This is a genomic window from Kitasatospora sp. NPDC101157 (assembly GCF_044768255.1).
In the GTDB taxonomy this organism is placed as follows: domain Bacteria; phylum Actinomycetota; class Actinomycetes; order Streptomycetales; family Streptomycetaceae; genus Kitasatospora.
Map to the genome: position 1 here is coordinate 106,092 of NZ_JBIWPL010000017.1, position 22,969 is coordinate 129,060.

16 protein-coding genes are annotated in these 22,969 nt (G+C 74.4%); 9 read left to right on the forward strand and 7 right to left on the reverse strand.

Annotation, left to right across the window (positions count from 1 at the left end; translation table 11 throughout):
- Positions 1-263 precede the first annotated feature (263 nt).
- Both ACIRVF_RS28570 and ACIRVF_RS28575 read left to right on the forward strand, forming a co-directional pair.
- Positions 264-1,217 (forward strand): class I SAM-dependent methyltransferase, encoded by a 954-nt coding sequence (locus ACIRVF_RS28570; RefSeq protein ID WP_402823771.1) that lies wholly within the window; start codon positions 264-266, stop codon positions 1,215-1,217.
- 136 nt (positions 1,218-1,353) lie between these two features.
- Complete coding sequence (locus ACIRVF_RS28575; RefSeq protein WP_402823774.1) at positions 1,354-1,758, forward strand: hypothetical protein; 405 nt, start codon at positions 1,354-1,356, stop codon at positions 1,756-1,758.
- 58 nt (positions 1,759-1,816) lie between these two features.
- Here ACIRVF_RS28575 and ACIRVF_RS28580 read toward each other — a convergent pair whose 3' ends face one another.
- The 4 genes from ACIRVF_RS28580 to ACIRVF_RS28595 form a co-directional block, all read right to left on the reverse strand.
- A complete protein-coding gene (locus ACIRVF_RS28580) occupies positions 1,817-2,587 on the reverse strand; it encodes a thioesterase II family protein (protein WP_402823777.1) in 771 nt (256 codons plus the stop codon).
- Positions 2,584-3,423, reverse strand: coding sequence for a BTAD domain-containing putative transcriptional regulator (locus tag ACIRVF_RS28585; RefSeq protein ID WP_402823780.1), 840 nt, complete (start codon positions 3,421-3,423; stop codon positions 2,584-2,586). The genes ACIRVF_RS28580 and ACIRVF_RS28585 overlap by 4 nt, the downstream gene beginning before the upstream one ends.
- A 94-nt stretch (positions 3,424-3,517) precedes the next feature.
- Complete coding sequence (locus ACIRVF_RS28590; RefSeq protein ID WP_402823783.1) at positions 3,518-4,609, reverse strand: alpha/beta hydrolase; 1,092 nt, start codon at positions 4,607-4,609, stop codon at positions 3,518-3,520.
- Positions 4,606-5,436 (reverse strand): 2-oxo acid dehydrogenase subunit E2, encoded by an 831-nt coding sequence (locus tag ACIRVF_RS28595; protein ID WP_402823786.1) that lies wholly within the window; start codon positions 5,434-5,436, stop codon positions 4,606-4,608. Before ACIRVF_RS28595 ends, ACIRVF_RS28590 begins: the two co-directional genes overlap by 4 nt.
- Positions 5,437-5,756: 320 nt before the next feature.
- Between ACIRVF_RS28595 and ACIRVF_RS28600 the strand changes: the two genes are divergently transcribed.
- From ACIRVF_RS28600 to ACIRVF_RS28615, 4 genes are all read left to right on the forward strand, one after another.
- Positions 5,757-7,451 (forward strand): AAA family ATPase, encoded by a 1,695-nt coding sequence (locus ACIRVF_RS28600; protein WP_402823789.1) that lies wholly within the window; start codon positions 5,757-5,759, stop codon positions 7,449-7,451.
- A 534-nt stretch (positions 7,452-7,985) separates the two neighbouring features.
- A complete protein-coding gene (locus ACIRVF_RS28605; protein ID WP_402823792.1) occupies positions 7,986-8,768 on the forward strand; it encodes a BTAD domain-containing putative transcriptional regulator in 783 nt (260 codons plus the stop codon).
- Between the two features lie 93 nt (positions 8,769-8,861).
- Positions 8,862-9,857: an aldo/keto reductase gene (locus ACIRVF_RS28610; protein ID WP_402823795.1), complete on the forward strand. Its 996-nt coding sequence runs from the start codon at positions 8,862-8,864 to the stop codon at positions 9,855-9,857.
- Between the two features lie 222 nt (positions 9,858-10,079).
- Positions 10,080-11,309 (forward strand): acyltransferase family protein, encoded by a 1,230-nt coding sequence (locus ACIRVF_RS28615; RefSeq protein ID WP_402823798.1) that lies wholly within the window; start codon positions 10,080-10,082, stop codon positions 11,307-11,309.
- On the opposite strand, the gene ACIRVF_RS28620 is transcribed toward ACIRVF_RS28615, so the two are convergent.
- The 3 genes from ACIRVF_RS28620 to ACIRVF_RS28630 all read right to left on the reverse strand — a co-directional run bounded on the left by ACIRVF_RS28620 (position 11,284) and on the right by ACIRVF_RS28630 (position 14,514).
- Positions 11,284-12,726: a DHA2 family efflux MFS transporter permease subunit gene (locus tag ACIRVF_RS28620; protein ID WP_402823801.1), complete on the reverse strand. Its 1,443-nt coding sequence runs from the start codon at positions 12,724-12,726 to the stop codon at positions 11,284-11,286. The genes ACIRVF_RS28615 and ACIRVF_RS28620 overlap by 26 nt on opposite strands.
- Positions 12,727-13,084: 358 nt before the next feature.
- Positions 13,085-13,318, reverse strand: coding sequence for a ferredoxin (locus ACIRVF_RS28625; protein ID WP_402823804.1), 234 nt, complete (start codon positions 13,316-13,318; stop codon positions 13,085-13,087).
- Positions 13,315-14,514: a cytochrome P450 gene (locus tag ACIRVF_RS28630; RefSeq protein ID WP_402823807.1), complete on the reverse strand. Its 1,200-nt coding sequence runs from the start codon at positions 14,512-14,514 to the stop codon at positions 13,315-13,317. Before ACIRVF_RS28630 ends, ACIRVF_RS28625 begins: the two co-directional genes overlap by 4 nt.
- A 274-nt stretch (positions 14,515-14,788) precedes the next feature.
- Between ACIRVF_RS28630 and ACIRVF_RS28635 the strand changes: the two genes are divergently transcribed.
- The 3 genes from ACIRVF_RS28635 to ACIRVF_RS28645 all read left to right on the forward strand — a co-directional run bounded on the left by ACIRVF_RS28635 (position 14,789) and on the right by ACIRVF_RS28645 (position 22,967).
- Positions 14,789-15,328 (forward strand): hypothetical protein, encoded by a 540-nt coding sequence (locus ACIRVF_RS28635; RefSeq protein ID WP_402823810.1) that lies wholly within the window; start codon positions 14,789-14,791, stop codon positions 15,326-15,328.
- An 83-nt stretch (positions 15,329-15,411) separates the two neighbouring features.
- Positions 15,412-16,443: a 3-oxoacyl-ACP synthase III family protein gene (locus ACIRVF_RS28640; protein ID WP_402823813.1), complete on the forward strand. Its 1,032-nt coding sequence runs from the start codon at positions 15,412-15,414 to the stop codon at positions 16,441-16,443.
- Positions 16,444-16,484: 41 nt separating this feature from the next.
- Positions 16,485-22,967 carry an SDR family NAD(P)-dependent oxidoreductase gene (locus tag ACIRVF_RS28645; RefSeq protein ID WP_402823816.1) on the forward strand — a complete coding sequence of 2,161 codons (6,483 nt, stop codon included), beginning with the start codon at positions 16,485-16,487 and terminating at the stop codon, positions 22,965-22,967.
- Positions 22,968-22,969 lie beyond the last annotated feature (2 nt).

A 22,969-nucleotide genomic window follows, 5' to 3' on the forward strand; every position in this document is an offset into this window, starting at 1 on the left:
CCCCCGGGCCCGTTTCGACCCGGCCGACCACCGCGAGCGCCATGCTGTCGAGTGCGGGACCAACCGTGTCGAGCGAAATCGCGCGGTCGCCACGAGAGACGACAGGCCTGCCGTCCGCTATGAGGCCGTGACGCTGGTCGCGGCCATCGGAGAATGGCTGCGACCAGCGCTCTTTCGTTCCTTGCCCGCGCAGGCTCGCCGACTCGGGCGAGGTGCTTGCTGAAGAACGCGACCGGCGTGGCGACGGCAGGAGTCACGTGCTCGTGGCGGTCGTACAGGTCGACGTGGGTGGCGCCCTCGACGAGGAACAGTTCGGCGTTGCCGGGGCTGTCCGCGACGGCCTTCTCGGAGAACCCGCGGGTCACCGCCTCGGTGCCGGCGATCATGAGCAGCGGGCGGGGCGCGATCTTGGCGATGTCGGCGAAGGAGTCGAACTGGTCGCGGAGGTCCGCGCTGCGCACGACCGGGTCACCCGTGGAGCGGGGGTGGTGGCCGCGGGGTGTCTTGTACTAGTCGACGAACTCGGCCGTCGGGGCGGGAGTGTCAGCGGTGACCCGCTCGGGCAGTACGGCGAACGTCGCGGCGGGCTCGCCGGCGGCTTCGGCGCGGCGTCGGAGGTGACGGCGGTCGAGCCGTCCGCGTCAATGCGGGCGCAGCGCCCCGCGCACCTGGGGGCCGCGGTCGACGCCGTGGCTGAGGACCTGCCGTTCGACGACGACGCGTTCGATGCGGCGATGACCACGTTCAGCGTGCACCAGTGGGGCGACTTCAAGGCGGGGCTTCGCGAGATGCGGCGGGTGGCGCGCGGCCCGGTCGTCGTGCTGACCTGTGACCCTGACCTCGACCTCGTGCGGGACTTCTGGCTGTACGAGTACTCGCCGGAGGTGCTGGACACGGAGGCGGGCCGCTGTCCGGCGATCGCGGATCTGACCGAGGCTCTCGGTGGGCGCACCACGGTGACGCGGGTGCCGATTCCCGTCGACTGCACCGACGGCTCCAACGAGGCGTACCAGGCGCGCCCCGAGATGCTGCTCGATCCCGGGGCTGGACAGGCGTGCTCGGCGTGGAGCTTCGTCGACGAGCAGGTGCGCGAGCGGTTCGCCGCAGACCTGCGGGGCGACCTGGACAGCGGGGCGCGGGACGCACGGTTCGGCGCCCTGCGGCGACAGCCCTTCTACGAAGGTTCGTTGGTGCTGATCCGGTCCGTTCCGGCCTGACACCCGCGTCGCCGGTCCAGGTCAGCTGACCAGCTGAGAGTCGAGTGGTCCTGGGGATGCAGTGGCGAGGTTCCGGGCGACGGTTGCGCTGCCCCCGTCCGCTCAGCGTGATCCCCTCGCGGCGATCGAGGCGGCCATGCGTCCCTTCGACCAGAACGACGGAGAGGACGGCTGGAACCCCCGGGGTGAACGGGACTGGTGGCGGTGCGAGCATCCGGCCCAGCCGCTGGTGCAGGCCCTCGCCCAGTACACCGTCACGGGGCAGGACGAGCACTACCCCAGCAGCCTCGCGGCACAGGACCCCGTCGCCCTGTTCGCCTGCGGTGAGGACGAGTACATGGAACGGGCCGCGGTCACGGCCGTGCCGACCGTCGCCCTGCTGACGCTCGACGGCCAGTGGGCCGATGCGTGGAACGCGAGCTCGCTCGGCGAGTTCCGCCCGGGGGAGTCCGAGGTCGACGCGTACCGGCGCCTTGCCGACGCGTACATCCGGGGACTGCCCGAGGACGTGCTGGTCGTCCAGCTGCTCTGCCACTGCTGACGGAGCAGGGCTGGAGTGGGAAGCCGGCGGGTTCGACTTCCCACTCCAGCCGGAGCGGTCAGCGGCGGGCGGGGGTGAGTCGGTCGGTGAGCAGGGTGAGCAGTTCGCGGTGTCGTCCGTCGAGGTAGAAGTGGCCGCCGGGGTAGATCCGCAGGTCGAAGTCGGCGGTGGTGTGGCGCTGCCAGGCGGCGGCCTCGGCGGGGGTGACCCAGGGGTCGGTGTCGCCGGTCAGGGCGAGGACGGGGGTGGTGACGGTGGCCTCAGGGCCGGCGTGGTAGCCGTCCACGGCGGTCAGGTCGGCGCGGACGGCCGGGAGGATCATCCGCAGGGCCTCCTCGTCGGCGAGCAGCCGGGGGTCGGTCCCGCTGAGGCTGCGCAGGTGGGTGGCGAGGGCGTGGTCGTCGGTGAGGTGGCTGTATTCGCCGTCGCGCCGGGTCGAGGGGGCACGACGGCCGGAGACGGCGAGCAACTCCGGTGCCAGGCCCTCGCGTTCCAGGTGGCGGGTGAGTTCGAAGGCGAGCAGGGCGCCCATGCTGTGGCCGAAGAGGGCGTGGCGCGCGTCGCCGATCGCGGCGCGGACGGCGGGCATGGCCAGGTCGGCGAGCCGGCCGAGGTCCGCGACGGCGGGCTCGCGGTAGCGGTCCTGGCGGCCCGGGTACTGCAGGGCGAGCACCTCGACGTCCGGCCCGGCCGCGGTGGCCCAGGGCCGGAAGGCGGAGGCGGAGCCGCCGGCGTGCGGCAGGCAGAGCAGGCGCAGCGGCGAGCCGGACGAGCCGGCGGCGGACGGCGCGGCGAAGCGGCGCACCCACAGGGAGCTGTCCACGGTCATGCCGCTGCCCGCCGCTCGACGCGGTCGACCTGCCCGCCCGCATCCGCGCCCCCCGACGATTCCCCCCGCTGCGGGCGGAGCAGGTCGAGCCGCCGGTCGGACAGCAGGATCGCCCGCTGCACCTCGCGCAGCGCCCGCCCGGGTTCGATGCCGAGTTCGGCGGTGATGGTGCGGTGCGCCGCGCGGTACACCCGCAGCGCGTCGGCCTGCCGCTCCGAGCGGTAGAGGGCGATCATCAGCTGGCGGTGGAACGCCTCGTGCAGCGGGTGCTCGGCGATCAACGAGTAGAGCCGGCCGATGAGTTCGCGGTGGCGTCCGGTGGCCAGCCCCGTTTCGACGTGCATGCCGACGCATTCGAGCCGGGCCTCCTCGGCCCAGGTGGTGAAGCCCTCCAGGACCGGCCCGGAGCGGAGGTCGCCGAGTGCGGGGCCGCGCCACAGGGCGAGGGCCTCCTCGAAGGCGGCGGCGGCCTGTTCGGTGCGGCCGTCCCGGGCGGCGGCGCGTCCGGTCTGCATCAGCTGCTGGAACTCGTCGGAGTCAAGCTGGTCCTGCGGGCCGAGGCGCAGCACGTACCCGGGGGACTGGGTGACGATGACGCTCTCGGGCCGGTCGTCCGCGAGCATTTTGCGCAGCCGCGAGATGTACACGTGGATCGCCGCCAGATGGCGCCGTGGCGGGGCGTCGCCCCAGATCTCGAAGCCGAGCTGCGGGATGGGGACGACCTCGTTGGCGCGGATCAGCAGGGTCGCGAGCAGCACCTCCATGTTCCGCGCCTTGACGGCCGAGGTGCCGTGTTCCGTGGTGACGTGCAGGCTTCCGAGCAACTGGTACCGCACAGTGGGCCTCCTGAGAGCGTGTCGTCCGGCTCAGGTTGTCCCACCGGGGCCGTCCGCACATCAGCGGAACTACGTACGGACGGCCCAAGAGCAGCTAAAGCCGGTCCAGGGACCGCAGTTGGGCGGCGAGCGCGAGCCGCTGGTCCAGCGGCCCGCCGCTCATCCGCAGCACCGTGAGGAGCGTCCACAGCCGCGTCTGGGGGAAGAAGCGGGGCGAGCCGTGCACGTCGTCGTGCACCCGCAGGCGCAGGCTGCGCAGGGAGCGTCGCAGCCGGTCGGTGTCGGAGGGCGGGATGATCTCGTCCCGGGCGCTGGCGACCAGGGCGACGGGGACGTCGACGGCGGCGAGGTGCTCCGGGCCGAGGGCGAGCTGGGCGAGGGCGTCGAAGACCTGCCCGGCGTCGGTGCGGGCCAGGTGGGCGAGGGTGTCCACGGTGACCCGGGGGACGGTGGCACGCCAGACCCGGTCGGTGAAGAAGTCGTGCACGGGCAGGCCCGCGCCGACCACACCGCGGATGCGCCGATCGGCGAACGCGGCGTGCAGCGCCAGGTTGCCGCTGAAGCTGAGCGCCAGCGCGTACGTCCGCGTGGTGTCGGCCCGGTCGGCGACGGCGTCGAGGACGGCCGGCAGCAGGGCGGGCGCGCTCAGGTCGTACGGCAGCGGGTTCTCGCCGACGCCGGGCATCTCGGTGACCACTCCGGCGAGGCCGAACTCGGCCAGCTGGAGCAGGACAGGCGCCCACTGCTCCTTGAGGCTGATGATCCCGCCGGACATCAGCAGCAGCGGCCGGGGGGAGCCCACCGAGAGTCCGCCTGCCCAGGCGGCGACCGGCCCGGCCGGGGTGGGCACCTCGATCCGCTCGATGCCGGGCAGGGGCGCGGCCCACCGGGCGAACACCTCGCGGGCGCGCGCCTCGGCCTCGCGCCGGGCGGAGCCGGAGGGGTAGGGGAAGCGGGCCATCGTGTAGTAGCGGCCGGCCTCCAGCAGCCGGCCCTCGCGTTCCAGCCGCTCGCCGGCCTCGCTCCAGCGGCGCACCCAGGAGCCGGGGCCGCCGTCGCCGTCGTCCACGACGCCGTCCAGGACGGCGCCGTACTCGGCGGGGGTGATGCCCTGGGAGGTGGCCTGCGCCACCACGAAGCGCTTGAGCTCGGCGAGGTCGTTCACCGGGGCGGCGGCGGCCGTCATGCCGTCACCTCCGAGGGTGCGGGCGCAGCGGTGTCCTGACCGGCCGTGGGCTCGGGCCACTCCTCCAGTGCGGTGCGGATCTCGGCCAGGACGTCCGCCGCCTCCGCGCCGTCGATGACCCGGTGGTCGAAGGCAAGGCTGAGCCGGAACACCGGCGCCACGACGATCGCGCCGTCGCGCACCGCCGGGCGGTCGACGATCCGGCCGAGGCCGAGGGTGACGGTCGTGCCGCCGACGGAGTGGAAGCCGTCGACCGGCCGGTGGCCGAGCGAGGTGACGGCGAAGGTGCCGGTGATCAGCGGGCGCAGCCGCAGGTCCCGGGCGGCGCGGGCGAAGCGCAGCCGGCCGCGCAGCCAGGACAGCCGGTGCAGGGCCCGGACGCCGGCGAACTCGGGCAGCTCGGCGGGGTCGCCCTCCAGCACCCGGTCCAGCCGGCGCTGCACCTCGGCCGGGCCCGCGGTGTGCGGCTGGGGGACGACGGTTGACAGCACCACCCGGGTGCCGCCCAGGGTGCGGTCGAGGGTGACCTTGCCGGACACCGTCGGGTACGTGGCCACCCGGGGGCGCGGGCCGCCCCGGTAGGCGGAGTTGGCCTGCGGGTGCCGGGCCAGCACCGCGCCCGCGGCCACCAGCACGTAGGTCACCACCGAGCGGCGCTGCCCGGCCTCGCGGGCCACGGTCCGGTCGGCGAGAAGCCGGGTGGCGTCCACCTCGGTGTCCAGGAAGACCGGTGAGAAGTCCCGGATCGCCTCCAGGAAGTACAGGGTGTGCCGCCGCTCGCGCGCCGGCGGTGCGAGCCGTGGCTCGGCTCCGGTCGGACTGGTCATCACAAGTCCCTCGAGTCGGGTCAGGTCGGGCTGGGTCGGGTCAGGTCGGTCGTTCCTGTCGGACCGGTCGGACAGGTCGGACACGTCGGGTGTCGCGGGTCGGACGGTCGGGGGACCGAGCCTGACGGAGGGGACCAAACCGGACCTGAAGCGTCAGCTCGGGGAGGTCGCGGGATTCGTGAATTCCTTGTTTCGTCAAGCTGGTTGATCGCCCTTCGAAGATACGATCGACCGCGGTTGGGGGGATTCGCCAGTTTCGCCCGTCAGGGGGAGGGGCAGCAACCGTGATCGCAGTCCAGGAGAACCGAGAAGCCCGCGTCGTGACCCGTGGCCGTGCCCGGACGGACACCGTCAGACGCGCCGAACTGGAACGACTCCGCGCCGTGCTCGACGAGGTGACGAGCGGCCGGCAGCAGGTGGTGGACCTCGCCGGAGACCCGGGCAGCGGCAAGTCCCGCCTGCTCACCGCGCTCGCCGAGGACGCCGCCGACCGGGGCTTCACCGTCCTGCGCGCGCTGGCCGACCCGACCGAACAGGGCCTGCCCGGCAGCCTGTTCGTCCAGATCCTGCGCAGCTGGATCGGCCTCGCGGACCGGGCCGGCCTGCGCGACGAACTGATCGCGCTTCTGCGGCGCATCGCCGACTCCGCGGAGGCCCCGACCGGCGGCTGCCCGACCCCGGAGCGGCTGCGCGCCCTGCTCGAACAGCACACCTGCCGGGGGCTGTTGATCGTGCTGGACGACGTCCACGCGGCCGACCCCGGCTCCATCGCGCTGATCGACGACCTGATCCGCTGGCCGGCCCGCGCCCCGCTCGCGATGGTCGTCGCCCACCGGCCCCGCCAGACCCCGCAGGGGCTGCGCACCGTCCTGGCCCGTGGCGGCCAGCTCGGCACCACCCGGCGGATCGAACTCCGCGGGCTCGACCTCGCCCGCGCCGCCGAACTGCTCGGCCTGCCCGCCACCGACCCCCGGACGCGAGCCCTGCACCGGGACTCCCACGGGAACCCGCTCTACCTGCTGGCCCTCGCCCGGGTCTGCCCCGGCCGGCTCTCCGGCCGCCCCGAGGGCTCGCTCGCCGATCTTCGCGGCCTGCCGCCGGACGCCGCCCTGCCCGACCGGCTGTCGCGCCACCTGGTGACAGAACTCGCCGTCCTGGCCCCGCTCCAAAGGCTCGTCCTCGCCGCCGCCTCCGTGCTCGGCACCGAGCTGGACTCGCACGGCGTCGCCGTGGTGGCCGGGACGACGGAGGACGAGGCGTGCCGCACCCTCGACGAACTGCGCCGGCTCGACCTGCTGCGGCCGCTCGCCGGAAGGCCCCACAGCGGCTTCCGGCACCCGCTGGTGCGCTGGCTGGTCTACGACGGCACCGACGACTGCTGGCGCGCCGACGCCCACCGCCGGGCCATCGAGGTCCTCACCGAACGGGGCGCCCCCGCCGAACGGATCGCCCCGCACATCGAACGGGCCACCCCGGGGCTGGACCCGAGGGACGCGGCCGTGCTCACCGAGGCGGCCGGGACGGCGCTGCGCGCCGGGGACACGGACCTGGCCGGTCACTGGCTCCGCGCCGCCCTCGCCGCCCTCGGGCGCCACGGCCCGGCCGACGAGCGCTTGACCCGCCGCCTGCTGGCCGCGGCGGACGAGGTGGCGGCCCGCACCGGATCGCGCGGCCTGCTCGCCGAGGCGACCGCCCGCTTGGGCGACGGGGACGGCCCCGGCGCCGTCGCGGCCCGGCCCCCCGCCCGAGCGGCGGCCGCCGTCGCCGCGCCCGCCGATCCGTCCGCGGCCGGTGCGCAGGCCGGCGACCCGGGCCTGGACCTGCTCACCGGCCGCGAACGGGAGATCGCCGAACTCGTCGGCACGGGCCTGCGCAGCCGCGAGATCGCCGACCGCCTCGGCGTGAGCGCCCGTACGGTCGAGGTCCACATCGCCCGCACCTACCGGAAGCTGGGCATCGGCTCGCGCGCGGCGCTGGTCCGGCTGGTGGTCGAGGAGCACCGCCGGGTGCCGTGACCGGCCCGGTCACGGCACCCGGCGCAGCGCTGCACCGGCCCTGAACCGGTCCTGAACCCGTGCTGGGCGCCGATTGCCGCTCCCGCCGGGCTCGGCTAGCGTCCCGTGCCTGTCCCGCCCCCGCCGGGGGCGGGCGGTGCGAGGCGGTCCGTCCCCGGGAGCGGGGGAAAGTGCGGTGGTGTGTCATGACGGCGGGAGCGGTACTGCGGCTGGCGGTGGCCCTGGACGGCGTCCCGGGCGGTGGGCCCGCCCGGGACGCACCGCTGCCGCCGGAGGCGTGGACCGCCCTGGCGGCCGAGGCCGAACGCGGGCTGCTGGACCTGCTGACCCTGGACGACGCCCACCGCCCGCCGCCGCAGGGAGGGGCCCGGCCGGAGGCGCTCCAACTCGCCGCCGCCCTGGGCGCGTCGACCCGCTGTATCGGCACCTCGGCCTGCCTGAGGGCCCGTCGAACCTCTCCGCGGGCCGGGAATAGCTGCCCGCCGAGGGCCGTTGTCGCCCTGACAGGCCGCCGTCCGCGGAGGAGGAGCACCGGTGAGGTACGAGGTACTCGGCCCGCTCAGGGTCAGCGACGCGGACGGCCCGGTCGCGATCGGCTCCCGCAAGACCGAGACGGTGCTGGCCGTCCTGCTCGCCCGGATGGGCCAGGTCGTCTCGGTGGACGACCTGGTGTGCGAGCTGTGGCCCGCCGATCCGCCGCAGCGCGCCCGGGACGCCGTCTACGTGTACGTCTCGCAGCTGCGCAAGCTGCTGACCCGCCTCGGGGAGCCCGATCCGGTCATCACCCGGGCACCCGGTTACGTCCTGTGGACGCCGCCGCAGGCCGTCGACTTCCAGGCCCTCCAGGAGCAGCTGCCGACCGCCCGGGCGATGATGCGCGAGCGGCGCTACGAGGAGGCCTGCGACCTGCTGGAGAAGATCGTCGCCCTCTGGCGCGGCCCGGTGCTGGCCGGGCTCCAGGCCGGGCCCGTGGTCAACACCTTCGCGGCCTGGCTCCAGGAGCTCCAACTGGAGTGCAGCGAACTGCTGGTGGAGTCGAAGCTGATGCTTTCCCGGGACCGCGAGGTGGTCTCCCAGCTGCGCTGCCTGATCCGCGAACACCCGTTGCAGGAGAGCTTCTACGCCCAGCTGATGCTGGCCCTGTGGCGCTCCGGCCGGCAGGCCGAGGCCCTGGGCGTCTACCACTCCGCCCGCGACACGCTCAACCGGGAGCTGGGCCTGGAACCGGGCTGCTGGCTGCGCAACCTCCAGCGCACCATCCTGGAGGTGCGCGGGGAGGGCCCCGCGCGGCGCACGCCCGCGGCCGCGCGGGCCTGACTCCGGCTCCGCGGCCGTTTGGGTCCGGTTTAGCCCCCTTCGGCAGGCTGGGGAGGCCGAACCGGAACCCCGAGCGATGACGGAGCGATTCGCGTGAACGATGTCCCCACCCGCCGCCTGGGCGGCCTGGAAGTCGGCGCCCAGGGGCTCGGTGCCCTGGGCCTGAGCGAGTTCTACGGCCCGACCGACCCCGAGCAGGCCGTCGCCACCATCCGGCGGGCGCTCGACCTGGGGGTCACCCTGATCGACACCGCCGATGTCTACGGGCACGGGCTGAGCGAGGAGCTGGTCGGCCGGGCGGTGGCCGGCCGGCGCGACGAGGCGGTGGTGGCCACCAAGTTCGGCGTGGTGCGCACCGGGGACGGGATCGGGCAGGCGGTGCGCGGCGACGCCGCCTACGTGAAGCAGTCCGCCGACGCCTCGCTCAAGCGCCTCGGCCTGGACCACATCGACCTCTTCTACCCGGCCCGGGTCGATCCCTCGGTGCCGATCGAGGAGACGGTCGGCGCGCTGGCCGAGCTGGTCGAGGACGGAAAGGTGCGCTACATCGGTCTCTCCGAGGCCGCCCCGGCGACGATCCGCCGGGCCCACGCCGTGCACCCGCTGGCCGCGGTGCAGACCGAGTGGTCCCTGTTCTCCCGCGAGCTCGACGATAGCGAAGTCGTGCCGCTGGCACGTGAGTTGGGCATCGGCATCGTGCCCAACGCGCCGCTCGCCCGCGGTCTGCTCACCGGGCACTACCGGGCCGCCGAGGTGTTCGGGCCGGAGGACTTCCGGACGGTCGCGCAGCCGCGCTTCACCCCGGAGAACTTCCCCCGCAACCTCGCCCTGGTCGACCGGCTGGAGCCGCTGGCCATCGAACTCGGCGTCTCAGTCGGTCAGTTGGCGCTCGCCTGGGTGCACCACCGGGGCGAGGACGTGGTCCCGATCCCCGGCACCCGGCGGATCGACCACCTGGAGGAGAACCTCGCTGCCGCGGCGCTCGCCCTCGGCCCCGAGGAGCTGGCCGCCATCGAGGCCGCAGTGCCCGCCGATGAGGTCGCCGGCGACCGGCTCACAGAGTTCAGCCGGCAGTTCGTCGACCTCTGACGGGCCTGCCGTGCGCACCGGACGGACCCCCGGGCCCGTCCGGTGCACACGGCTGTTCGCGCCCCCGCGCAGGGCGTGGCGAGGGCATGGCAAGAGGGCGGCGGCAGCAGGTTCAGCTCCTGGGGCAGGAGGGGTTTAGCCGCCCGATGGAGGCTGACGGCACGAGGCGGGACCGCATCGGCGGTCACCCCCGTTCCGTCCGCCCTCCCGCAAGGATTCGCGATGACCGAACTCCTCGACAGAAGCGGCGCGTTCCCGTGCCTGCCGTCCCTCACAGGGCTGCGCTTCGCCGCCGCCCTGCTCGTCTACTTCACCCACCTCTCGGTCGAGGGCTACCTCGCCCCCGGCCCGGCGGCGGCGGTCTTCCGCTACGCCTTCGGTCTGGGCTGGCTCGGGGTGGAGTTCTTCTTCATCCTCAGTGGCTTCGTCCTGACGTGGTCGGCCCGGCCCGGCGACAGCCGTACGCACTTCTGGCGCCGCCGGCTGGTGAAGGTCTTCCCTACCCACCTGACGACCTGGCTCGCGGCGCTCCTGCTGGCCCTGGCCGCCGGCGAACTGCTCACCACCGCACGGCTGTTGCCCAGCTTCTTCCTGCTGAACGCCTGGTTCCCGGACTTGGACGTGATGCGGGCGGTCAACCTGCCCAGCTGGTCGCTCAGCGTCGAGCTGGCGTTCTACCTGGCGTTCCCCTGGCTGCGGGCGCTGACCGGGCGAATCCGGCCGGAGCGGCTCTGGGCCTGGGCCTGGGGCGTAGCGGTGACGATCGCGCTGCTCCCGTTCCTCGCCGACCACGCGTTCCCCTCCGACCCCCGGCTGCCGGGACTGGAGATGACGCTGACGCAGAACTGGTTCCTGATGGCGCTGCCCGCGGTGCGCGCGCTGGACTTCGTGCTCGGCATCCTGCTGGCCCGGATCGTGCTGTCCGGCCGCTGGGCCGGGCCCGGCCTGCCCGGTGCGGCGGCACTGGTCGCGGCCGGTGCGGCGGCCCAGCTGGCGCTGGTGCCCACGGTGTACGGGCTCTCCGCCGCGCTCGCCCTGCCGCTGGCCCTGTTCGTCGCCGCCGCGGCGCGGGCCGACATGACCGGCGCCCCTTCGCCCTTCCGCGGACCGGCGGCGGTGTGGCTGGGCGAGACCTCCTTCGCCTTCTACATGACGCACCACCTGGTGCTGCACTACGTCCGGCTGGCGCTCGGGGAGACCAGGGTCTGGTCGGTGCCCGAGGTCGCCGCCCTGGGGGTGCTGCTGCTGGCCGTGACGATCGGGGTGTCCTGGCTGGTCCATCGCCTCGTGGAGGCTCCGGCAATGCGCCGGTGGAGCCGCCCGGCCGCTCGCGGGGAGCGGCCGGAGCGGGTTCCCGCCGGCGCATCGCCGGCTGACGCACGGCTGACGTCCAGGCCGCCGCGCAGGGCCGAGCAGGGCCTAGCGGTCAGGAGGTCACCGGCTCGCCGGTGACCTCCTCCACCACCGGCCCGGCCTCGAACGCCTTCGGCCGGCCCGGCAGGAGCAGGCCCACCAGGACGATGACGGCCGTCATCGCGAGCTCCCACCAGAAGGTGGTGGAGAACGCGTCCCGGACGGAGTCGCCGTGGGCGACCCCCCGCTGGACCAGCAGCGCCACCAGGGCCACGCCGAAGGAGCCGCCGACCTGGTTGAGCGAGAGCATCGTGCTCGTCGCCCCCGAGGTCTTCTCCAGCGGGACGGTCCGGTAGAGCGAGGCCAGCGTCGGCGCACCGACGCAGCCGAGCCCGAGGCCCGAGACCAGGGCGTAGAGGCCGAGCAGCACCTGGCTGGTGCCCGCCGAGGACAGCGCGTTGCCCAGGGTGCCGAGCACCACCAGCGTGGCGCCGACCGGCACCAGCAGGTTGGCGCCGATCCGGTCGCTCAGCCGCCCGGCCAGCGGCATCCCGAGGAAGGTGCCGACGCCGAAGGGCGCCAGCAGCAGCCCACTGGCCATCAGGCTCTGCCCGTGCACCTGCTGCTGGTAGAGCGGCAGCAGCACGTACAGCGAGAACACCGCCGCGCCGGTGAGCGCCATCGCGACCACCGCGGCCGTGAAGCCCTTGTTGGCCAGCAGGCGCACGTCGATCAGCGGGGTGCGGCGGGTGGTGAGCGCGTGCACCACGAACGCGGCCACCAGCGCCGCCCCGACGGCCAGCGAGACGACCACCGTCGTGGAGCCGAAACCCTCGTGGGCGGTCTGCGACAGCCCGTACACCAGGACGGCGAAGCCGGGGCTCAGCAGCACCGTGCCGAGCACGTCGAAAGTCGCGCGTTCGCCCTCGGCCGGCGCGTCGGCGGGGACGACCTTGAAGGAGAACACCAGCGCCGCCAGCACGATCGGCACGTTCACCAGGAACAGCCAGCTCCAGTGCAGGTTGTCCGCGATGACGCCGCCGAGGATCGGGCCGATCACCGGGCCGAGCGTCATCGGCAGCGCCAGCAGGCCCATCACCCGGCCCAGCCGGGCGGGGCCGGCCGCGCGGGCGGTGAGCGTCATCATGACCGGCTCGATGATGCCGGCCGCCACGCCCTGGAGAATGCGGAAGATCACCAGCGAGGCGATGTTCCAGGACAGGGCCGAGGCGACGGCGGTCAGGGTGTAGAGCACCAGCCCGAAGATCCAGACCTTCTTGCCGCCGAAGTGGTCGACCGCCCAGCCCGTCACGGGGATGGTCGCGGCCACCGCGAGCAGGTAGCCGGTGATGACCCACTCGGCCGTGGTGAGCGTCGTGTCGAAGGTGTCGGCGAGCGGGCTCAGCCCGACGCCGACGATGGTCGCATTGAGCGTCGCGGTGACCGACGCGAGCGCCATGACGACGATCAGCTTGACCAGCGGACCGTCCAGCCGATTCTCGGCCGATTGCGTCATTTCATTCCTTAGCGATAGCAGGGGAGAAGAAGCGGAGGTGGGCGGGCAGAGGGGTGGGCGTGAATTCGCGTGTCCCCGGGGCCGCGGGAAACTCGCCAGGGCCGTACGGGCGGAGCGGTGAACGATCACCGCGGTCCGCGTGCCCGCCGTGCGGGAAAGGCCGGCGTCCGGAACACCGGCGTGCTGAAAGAGCGTATAAACAAGTGAGGGTCGTCGGCCATCGTTCCTTAGACGGCGTTAAGGCCGCCGGCCCGAAATGCGGGCCGACGGCCTTCGACGGGGCGTCACCGCGCCGGCCGGGCATCGGTGACCTGCGGCTTCGCCCCGACGACCGGGGCCGGGAGGGTTCCCGGGGCCTTTAGGTCGTGCCCTTCGGATCACGCCCGGCGGGCTCCACGGTCAGGGCCCGGGCCGGGCAGAGCTGGTGGGCGAGCCGGACGTCCTGCTCCCGCCCGGCCGGCGGCTCCGGCTCCAGCAGGGTCACCAGCCCGTCGTCGTCGTGCTCGAAGACGTCCGGCGCGGTCAGCACGCACAGGCCCGCGCCGATGCAGCGGTCCCGGTTGGTGGAGATCCGCACCCCGGCCCCGCTCACCAGGCCACCGGCAGGCGCTCGACGCTCTGCATGGTGCCGGTCCGGCGCATCACCAACTCCTCGGCCGGCACCGCCAGCCGCAGCCCGGGCAGGCGCCGCACCAGCGTCTCGAAGGCGATCTCCAGCTGCAGCCGGGCCAGGTTCTGCCCCAGGCACTGGTGGATGCCGTAACCGAAGGTCAGGTGCTGGCGGCTCGCGCGGGCCAGATCGACCTCGTACGGCGCGGCGTGCACCCGCTCGTCCCGGTTGGCCATGGTCGAGGAGACCACCAGACCGTCCCCGGCCTTCAGCACCCGGCCGTCGATCTCGATGTCGGCGGTGATCCAGCGCACTCCCGCGAAGTCCGTCACCGCCGTGATCCGCAGCAGTTCCTCGATCGCGGTGGCGGCCGGGACGGTGCCGTCGCGCAGCGCTGCCAGTTGCTCCGGGTGCTCCAGCAGGGCCAGCACGCTGATCGGGATCATCGAGGAGGTGGTCTCCAGACCGGCGATCAGCAGCACCATGGCCAGCTGCACCACCTCGTCGTGGGTCAGCTTGCCCGCTTCCACGTGGGCGACGAGCCGGCCCACCAGGTTCTCGTCGGGCTTGCGTTCCTGGGCCGTCACCAGACGGTCCAGGTAGCGCACCAGCTCGGCGGCGGACGCCTCGGTGTGCGCCGGGTCCCGGCCCTGCATGACGCCGGCGGTGGCGGACTGGAAGAAGGCGTGGTCCTCGTACGGGATGCCCAGCAGCGCCGACATGACGAGGGAAGGGATCGGCGCCGCGAAGTGCTCCACCAGGTCGGCGGGAGCGCCGAGTTCCTCGATCCGGTCGATCAGGGAGCCCACGATCCGCTCGATGTCGGGGCGCAGCGCCCGGGCGTGCTTGAGGCTGAACTCAGGGTTGAGCAGCCGCCGGTGGTGACGGTGGACCGGCGGATCCTCGCCCACCAGTACGAGCTTGCGGGCGGCGGGCGCGCCCAGGTGCGGGGCCATGGTGGGGTAGGCGTCGTAGCTGCGGTCGGAGGACAGCCGCTCGTCGGCGAGCAGCCGGCGGGCCTCCTCGTAGCCGGTGATCAGCCACACCCGGCGCTCGTCCCACAGGGTGACCTGGTTGATCGGGCCCCGTGCACCGATCTCCCGGTAGACGTCCGGCGGCTGGTAGGGGCAGGTGCGGCGCACCGGGAACGAGGGTGCTTCGGAGGAACTGGCGGACAACGCGGCCTCCCGGTCGGATGGCCCGGAATGATTTCCCGGGGGAATTCCAGTTGCTGCGGCGCATGCTAGTTCGGCGGCCCGGCCGCGGGCCACGGGAGTTCCGGCGGGAAAGCGCGGGAATTCAACGGTCGTTTGTCGCGGATTCAGCGGCGAATTCGCCGGGCGGCGGGAGGGGTTCAGCGGACGTGCCGGGCCGGTTTAGCGCCGTTGCCTAGCGTGATCGGAACGCCGTGGACCGGCGTCGCCCCGTCCCCCCGCCGAACGGAGTCGCAGCATGGCATCGATCACCCTCCCCGGCCCGCTGGCCCCCGCCGCGGACGTCCTGCGCGGCTGGCTCCTGGCCAAACTGGCGGTGCCGCCGCTCGGCCCGACCGGCCCGAACCCGCCCGTCGGCGATCCCGCCAACCTGCTGTACCTGACCGACCTCGCCGAGACCCTGATCAGCTACGACTCCTCCAACTCCGACTTCAGCGGTGCCACTCCGACGCTGGAGGACGTCGCCCACGTCCGCTACGAACTGCGCGACCAGCAGGGCGCGCTGGTCGGGACGACCAACGGGTACGGGCGGATGCTGCGCAAGAGCCCGGACGGCAGCTTCCTCGGCTACTTCTCGGAGGAGATCCGGCTGGTCGACGGCAACGTCCTGCGCACCGGCGGCGTCGTCGACGACGCCCGGCTGACCCTCGGCGAACAGCAGACCATCAAGGCCGTCGCGGTGGCCGGCCCACTGCGCGGGGCGATCGGGTTCCGCCAGTTCCGCCCGGTGGAGACGCACAAGGCCTACGCCTCGGCGATCGTCCTCTACCGCCGCTGAGCACCCGCCGGCCGGTGAACGCCTTCTCCTGCTGGACGATCCGACAGCCGAACACCCTTGACGCGCCTGGGAGCACACCGCAGATGGACCCCGCAGAGATCCGCCTCCTGGCGGCCGGCACCGCGTTGCCGGGCCCGCCGATCGACAACGCCGCCCTGGGCCGCCGCTTCGGCATGGACGCGCTCTGGGAGCAGTGGGTGGACGCCTTCATCGGCACCCGCACCCGCCACCTCGCCCTCGACCTCGAAAGCGGCGAGCAGCGAGACACCCTGGCCGACCTCGGCACCACCGCCGGCGAGCGCGCGCTCGCCGCGGCCGGCACCGACCCCGCCGCGGTCGACCTCGTGGTGCTCGGCACCGCCACCCCCGACACCCTGATGCCGGCCACCGTCAATGTGATCGCAGACCGCCTCGGCATCGACGACGTGACCACCTACCAGCTCCAGTCCGGCTGCTCCGGCGCCGTCCAGGCCATCGACGTCGCCCGGCAGCTGCTCTCCACAGGCCGCCACCGCACCGCCCTGGTGCTCGGCGGCGACGTCATCGCCAAGCACTACGACCTGACCGCTGACCTGCGCACCGTCCCGCCTGCCGAACTCGTCAACTACGTGCTGTTCGGCGACGCTGCCGGGGCCGCCGTGCTGAGCGCCGACCCGGCGGCCGGCCCGACCGCCGTGCGCGCCTCCTTCGTCCAGCTCGCCGGCCGGGGAAGGGCTCCGGGTCAGGTGCTGGAGTGGTTCGGGCCGGTCGACCGGCACAGCGGGCGCTCCTCGGCCCAGGAGGACTACAAGGCGATCGAGGAGACCGTCCCGTTGTTCGCCGAGCAGATCCTGCACCGCCTGCTCGCCGAAGCAGGCTGGCGGGAGGGCGAGGTGACGCACCTGCTGCCGCCCCAGCTCTCCACCCGGATGACCGCCCGGATCGTCGAGCGGCTCGGCCTGAGCGGGGCCGAGGAGATCAGCTGCGTCGGCGAGACCGCCAACACCGGCAACGCGCTGGTCTTCTTCCAGCTCGAACAGGTCCTGCCCGAGCTCGCCCCGGGTGACCGCGCCGCGGCGATCGCGGTCGAGTCCAGCAAGTGGATCAAGTCCGGGTTCGCCCTGGAACGGGTCTGACCCCACCCCCGCCGAACCAACACCGAAGGGCAGAGCACGCCATGTCGAACGACGAGAAGCTCCGCGACTACCTCAAGCGGGTCAGCGCCAGCCTCCAGGACACCCGCCTGCGACTGGAGGAGGCCGAGGCCAGGTACACGGAGCCGCTCGCGATCATCGGGATGGCCTGCCGCTACCCGGGCGGGGTGACCTCTCCGGAGGACCTGTGGCGGCTGGTCGCCGAGGGCCGGGACGCGATCTCGGAGTTCCCCGTTGACCGGGGCTGGGACCTGGACGCCCTGTACGACCCGGACCCGGAGCGGACCGGCACCTCCTACACCCGCCACGGCGGCTTCCTGGCCGGCGCTGCCGGATTCGACGGGGACTTCTTCGGCATCAGCCCCCGTGAGAGCAGCACGATAGACCCGCAGCAGCGGCTGCTGCTGGAGACCGCCTGGGAGGCGCTGGAGAGCGCCGGCCTCGACCCGGCCGCCCTGCGCTCCACCCCGGTCGGCGTCTTCACGGGGATCATGTACAACGACTACGGCTCCCGGCTCAACCCGCTGCCGGCCGCCGTCGAAGGCCAGATCGGCATCGGCAGCGCACCCAGCGTCGCCTCCGGCCGGATCGCGTACACGTACGGCTTCGAGGGCCCGGCGGTGACGGTGGACACCGCCTGCTCCTCCTCCCTGGTCGCCCTGCACCTGGCCGGCCAGGCCCTGCGCTCCGGCGAGTGCACCCTCGCCCTCGCGGGCGGGGCCACGGTGATGGCCACCCCCAACACCTTCGTCGAGTTCAGCCGTCAGCGCGGGCTGTCGCCGGACGGCCGCTGCAAGGCGTTCTCGGCGGGCGCGGACGGCACCGGCTGGGGCGAGGGGGCGGCCCTGCTGCTCCTGGAACGCCTCTCGGACGCCCTGGCGAACGGCCACCCGGTGCTCGCGGTGGTGCGCGGCTCCGCCGTCAACCAGGACGGCACCAGCAGCCAGCTCTCCGCCCCGCACGGGCCCTCGCAGGAGCGGGTCATCCGGGCGGCGCTCGCGGCGGCCGGGCTGGGCGCGGCGGACGTGGACGCGGTCGAGGCGCACGGCACGGGTACCCGGCTGGGCGACCCGATCGAGGCGCAGGCGCTGCTGGCCACGTACGGCCAAGGGCGCCCTGCGGGAAGGCCGTTGTGGCTGGGGTCGGTGAAGTCCAACATCGGGCACGCCCAGGCGGCCGCCGGGGTGGCGGGGGTCATCAAGATGGTGCAGGCGCTGCGGCACGGCGTGCTCCCGGCCACCCTGCACGCCGACGAGCCGACCGGTGAGGTGGACTGGACCTCCGGCGGGGTGGAACTGCTGCGCGAGCCCGTCGCGTGGGCGCCGGGGGAGCGGCCGCGCCGCGCGGGCGTCTCCGCCTTCGGGATCAGCGGTACCAACGCGCACGTGATCCTGGAGGAGGCACCCGCGGTTGGGGCGGAGGAGCCGGCGTCGGCCCCGGCGGCGCTCCCCGTGCTCCTCTCGGCGCGCTCCGAGGCGGCGCTGGGCGCTGCGGCGGGACGGCTCGCGCACTGGCTGGAGGAGGGTCCGGGTGCGAGGACGGTGCTGTCGGAGGTGGCGGCGTGGACGCTGACACGTGGCGCCCGGCACGGGTACGGCGCCGCCGTGGCCTTCCAGGACCGGCCCGAACTGCTCTCCGGGCTAAGGGCGTTGGCGGAGCAGAAGCCCCACCCGGTGGTGGTGTCGGGTCGGGCGGCGGGTTCGCCGGGCCGGGTGGTGCTGGTGTTCCCGGGGCAGGGCTCGCAGTGGGTGGGCATGGGGGTGGCGCTGGCGGCGTCCTCTCCGGTGTTCGCCTCTCTCCTGGCGGAGGCGGGCCGGGCTCTGGAACCCTACGTGGACTGGCACGTGGAGGAGGCGCTGAACGATCCCGCTCTGCTGGAGCGGGTGGACGTGGTGCAGCCGGTGCTGTGGGCGGTGATGGGGTCGCTGGCGGGGCTGTGGCGTTCGTACGGGCTGCCGGTGGACGCGGTGGTGGGTCACTCCCAGGGGGAGATCGCGGCGGCGGCGGTGTCCGGGGCGTTGAGCCTGGACGACGCGGCGGCGGTGGTCGCCCTGCGCAGCAAGGCGATCCGCCTGATCGCGGGCGACGGCGGAATGGCCTCCGTTTCCCTGCCCGTCGCCGAGGCGGAGCGGCTCATCGCCCGCTGGGAGGGGGACTTGGAGGTCGCCGCCGTCAACGGCCCCTCCTCGACCGTGGTTTCGGGATCGGCCACGGCCATCACCGAACTGGTCGCCTGGGGCGAGCAGCAGGACGTCCGCGTCCGCCGCGTCCCCGTGGACTACGCCTCCCATTCGGCCAAGGTCGAACCCCTGCGCACCCAACTCCTGGACGTGCTCGCCCACATCCGCCCGCAGGCCTCCGACGTCCCGTTCTACTCCACCGTCACCGGCGGTGTGCTGGACACCACCGCCCTGGACGCCGAGTACTGGTTCCGCAACCTGCGCAGCCGCGTCCGCTTCGAGGACACCGTCCGCACCCTCGCCGAGGACGGCTTCACCACCTTCGTCGAGGCGAGCGCCCACCCCGTCCTGACCCTCGCTCTCCAGGACACCCTGGCCGAGCACCCGGACACGCTCGTCACCGGCACCCTGCGCCGCCACCGCGAGGACGACCAGCCCCTCCTCCAGGCCCTCGCCGCCGTCGAACTCCACGGCCACCGCCTCACCTGGCCCGCCGCCACCCCCACCACCCCACCAGGACTGCCCACCTACCCCTTCCAGCACCACCACTACTGGCTCGACCCCGCTCCCGACATCAGCGACCCCGCCCACCTCGGCCTGCACAGCGCCGAGCACCCGCTGCTGGGTGCGACCACCGACCTGCCTGACGGCACCACGCTCTACACCAGCCGCCTGTCGACCGGCACGCAACCCTGGCTGCTCGACCACGCCGTCACCGGCGTCCCCCTGCTGCCCGCCACCGCCCTGGTCGAGCTCGCGCTGCACGCCGGTCACCGCGCCGCCGTCCCCGCGCTGGCCGAACTGACCCTGGAAGCGCCGCTGTTGCTGGACGGCCAGCCCGTCCACCTGCAGACCACCCTTCAATCGCCCGACGCCGGGGGCGTCCGCGCTCTGGCCGTCCACTCCCGCCCGGCCGGCGCCGGAGCGCAGGAGCCGTGGACCAGGCACGCCACCGCCCTGCTCCTTCCGGCCGGCCCCGAGGTGGTCCCGGAGGAACGGGCCACGGCCTGGCCGCCGCCCGGGGCCGTTCCCGTGGATCCGGCGGCCCTCTACCCCGGCCTCGCCGACCGGGGCTACGACTACGGCCCGGTCTTCCAGGGCGTCCAGGCCCTCTGGCGCGACGGCGACACCGTCTACGCGACCGTCGAACTCCCCGAGTCCGCCGGCCCGGACGCCGCCCGCTACGGCATCCACCCGGCCCTCCTCGACGCCGCCCTCCACCCCCTCGCCGCCACCGAGGTCGGCACCGCCGTCACCGCGACCGCCGCTACCGAGCAGCCGACGGCTCTCCCCTTCGCCTGGACCGGCGTCACCCTCGCCGCCACAGCCGCCACCAGCCTGCGCGTCCGGCTGACCCGCCACGGCGCGGACTCGGTCGCACTGAGCGCCACCGACCCGCTCGGCGGCCCGGTGGTCTCCGCCGAGCGGATCGCCCTGCGCCCGCTCGCCCCCGGCGCCCTCGCCGCCGCCCGCCCGGCCGGGCCCGCCGAGGGCCTGTACCACCTCGACTGGACTCCCGTCCCCCCGGCGCAGGCCGCCCCCACCGTTTGGGCCGAACTGCCCGAGCACCCCCTCGACGCCGAACTGCCGGACCCCGCCGCCATGTTCACCATCGACCCGCCCGCCACCGTCGTCCTGCCCCTCACCCTCCCCGACCACCCGGACCTCGTCGCCGCCACCGCCGCCCTGCTCGGTTTCGTCCAGCGCTGGCTGGCCCAGGAGCACCTGGCCGCCACCCGGCTCGCCGTGCTGACCCGCGACGCCCAGCACACCGGCCCCACCGACCGTCCGGTCGCGCCCGTGGCCGCTGCCCTGTGGGGCCTGATGCGCAGCGCCCAGACCGAGCACCCCGGCCGCTTCCGCCTGCTGGACACCGACGGCCGCCCCGACTCGCGCGCGGCCCTGGCCACCGCCCTCGCCGTGGAGGAGCCCCAACTCGCCCTGCGCCGGGGCGCGGTGCTCGCCCCGGCCGTCGTGCCCCTGCCCGCCCGGCCCGAGCTCACCGCCCCCGGGGACGGGCCCTGGCGGCTCAGCCCCACCGGCGGCACCCTGGACGCGCTGGCCCTGCTGCCCGCCCCCGACGCCGATCGCCCGCTCGCCCCCGGCGAGGTGCGAATCGCCGTGAGGGCCGCCGGGCTGAACTTCCGGGACGTGCTGATCACCCTCGGCGTCTACCCCGACGCCGCCCTGCTCGGCACCGAGGCCGCCGGGGTGGTCACCGAGGTCGGCGCGGCCGTGAGCGGCCTGGCGCCCGGCGACCGGGTCACGGGCCTGATCGCCGGGGGCATCGGCCCGGTGGCCGTCACCGACCACCGGCTGCTGGCCCGCATCCCGGCCGGCTGGAGCTTCGCCCAGGCCGCCGCCGTCCCCGCCGCCTACCTGACGGCCCACTACGCTCTGGTCGACCTGGCGGGCCTGCGCGCGGGCGAACGCCTGCTGGTGCACTCGGCCGCCGGTGGGGTCGGCATCGCCGCCGTCCAGCTCGCCACCCACCTGGGCGCCGAGGTGTACGGCACGGCCGGGCCCGGCAAGTGGGACACCCTGGCCGCGCTCGGCGTCGACCCGGCCCGCACCGCCTCTTCCCGCACTCTCGACTTCGAGGGGCGGTTCCTGGCCGCCACCGGCGGCGGCGGGGTGGACGTCGTGCTGAACTCCTTCACCGGGGACTTCGTCGACGCCTCGCTGCGTTTGCTGCCGCGCGGCGGCCGGTTCGTCGAGATGGGCAAGGCCGACCTGCGCGACCCCGAGCAGGTCGCTGCCCTGCACCCGGGCGTGCGCTACCGCTCCTTCGACCTGCTGGAGGCCGGCCCGCAGCGGATCGGCGAGCTGCTGGCCGAGTTGCTGGAGCTGTTCGAGCGCGGGGTGCTCACCCTGCCGCCGATCACCGCCTGGCCCGTCGCGCGGGCCGGGGAGGCGCTGCGCCACCTCGGCCAGGCCCGGCACACCGGCAAGGTCGTGGTGACCGTCCCCGCGCCGATCGACCCGGCGGGCACCGTCCTGGTCACCGGAGGCATCGGCACCCTGGGTGCGCTGACCGCCCGCCACCTGGTGGCCGAGCACGGCGTCCGGCACCTGCTGCTGGCCGGCCGGCGCGGCCCCACGGCCGAGGGAGCCGCCGAGCTGGCCGCCGAACTCGCCGGGCTGGGCGCCGAGGTGACCCTCGCGGCGGTGGACGTCGCCGACCGGGCCGCTCTGGCCGCGCTGCTCGGGGCCGTCCCCGCCGAGCACCCGCTGACGCTGGTGGTGCACGCCGCGGGGGCCCTCGCCGACGGCGTCCTGGAGACCCTGGACGCGGCCGCCCTGGAAGCGGTGCTCGCCCCCAAGGCCCTGGCCGCCCGTCACCTGCACGAGCTGACCCGGCACGCGGACCTCGCCGACCTGGTGCTGTTCTCCTCCGTCTCCGGCGTGCTCGGCGGCGGCGGGCAGGCCAACTACGCCGCGGCCAACGCCTACCTGGACGCCCTCGCTCAGCGCCGCGCGGCCGAGGGCCTGCCCGCGACCTCCCTCGCCTGGGGCCTGTGGCAGCGGGCCAGCGCCCTGACCGGGCGGCTCAACGACGGTGACCGGGCCCGGCTGGCCCGTGGCGGCCTGGTGCCGCTGACCGACCGGGAGGGCCTCGCCCTGCTGGACGCGGCCCGCGCCGGCGGCCGGGCGGCCGTCGTCACCACCCGCTTCGACCTGCGGGCCGGTCAGGCGGCCGGCGCGGTGCCCCCGCTGCTGCGCTCCCTGCTGCGGGCCCGGCCGGGCGCCCCCGCCCGGCGCAGCGCGGCCGGCGCACCCGCCGGCGCGGGCCCGGCTCCGCTGCTGGAACGCCTGGCCGGTCTCGACCAGGCCGGCAGGGCGGACGCCCTGCTCCAGCTGGTACGGGCCCAGGCCGCCGCCGTCCTCGGCCACGGCACGGCCGACACCGTCGCCGCCGACCAGGCGTTCAAGGAGATCGGCTTCGACTCGCTCACGGCCGTCGAACTGCGCAACCGCCTCGGCACCGCCACGGGTCTGCGGCTGCCCCCGACCACGGTCTTCGACCACCCGACCCCGTCGGCCTTGGCCGCCCACCTCCACCGGGAACTGGCCGCGGGGGACGCGGCCGCACCGGACCCGCTGCTGCGCGAACTCGACCGTCTGGAAGCCCTGTTGCCCGCACTCGGCGCCGCGGAGGGCGTCCGGGGAGAGGTCGGCCGGCGGCTGCGCGAGCTGCTCTGGCGCCTGGACGACGGCCCGGCCGACCTCCCCGGGGAGGCCACGGGAGACCTGGCGGCGGCCAGCGACGAGGAACTGTTCGCCGCGCTCGACGACGAACTCGACCACCCCGGAACGGAGGTCTGAGA

Excerpts from the sequence above, each read along its gene's own strand:
- ACIRVF_RS28645 (WP_402823816.1), top strand. The coding sequence starts at position 16,485 with ATGTCGAACGACGAGAAGCTCCGCGACTACCTCAAGCGGGTCAGCGCC.
- ACIRVF_RS28635 (WP_402823810.1), top strand. The coding sequence starts at position 14,789 with ATGGCATCGATCACCCTCCCCGGCCCGCTGGCCCCCGCCGCGGACGTC.
- ACIRVF_RS28575 (WP_402823774.1), top strand. The coding sequence starts at position 1,354 with ATGCGTCCCTTCGACCAGAACGACGGAGAGGACGGCTGGAACCCCCGG.
- ACIRVF_RS28595 (WP_402823786.1), bottom strand. The coding sequence starts at position 5,436 with ATGACCAGTCCGACCGGAGCCGAGCCACGGCTCGCACCGCCGGCGCGC.
- ACIRVF_RS28580 (WP_402823777.1), bottom strand. The coding sequence starts at position 2,587 with ATGACCGTGGACAGCTCCCTGTGGGTGCGCCGCTTCGCCGCGCCGTCC.
- ACIRVF_RS28640 (WP_402823813.1), top strand. The coding sequence starts at position 15,412 with ATGGACCCCGCAGAGATCCGCCTCCTGGCGGCCGGCACCGCGTTGCCG.
- ACIRVF_RS28590 (WP_402823783.1), bottom strand. The coding sequence starts at position 4,609 with ATGACGGCCGCCGCCGCCCCGGTGAACGACCTCGCCGAGCTCAAGCGC.
- ACIRVF_RS28615 (WP_402823798.1), top strand. The coding sequence starts at position 10,080 with ATGACCGAACTCCTCGACAGAAGCGGCGCGTTCCCGTGCCTGCCGTCC.
- ACIRVF_RS28620 (WP_402823801.1), bottom strand. The coding sequence starts at position 12,726 with ATGACGCAATCGGCCGAGAATCGGCTGGACGGTCCGCTGGTCAAGCTG.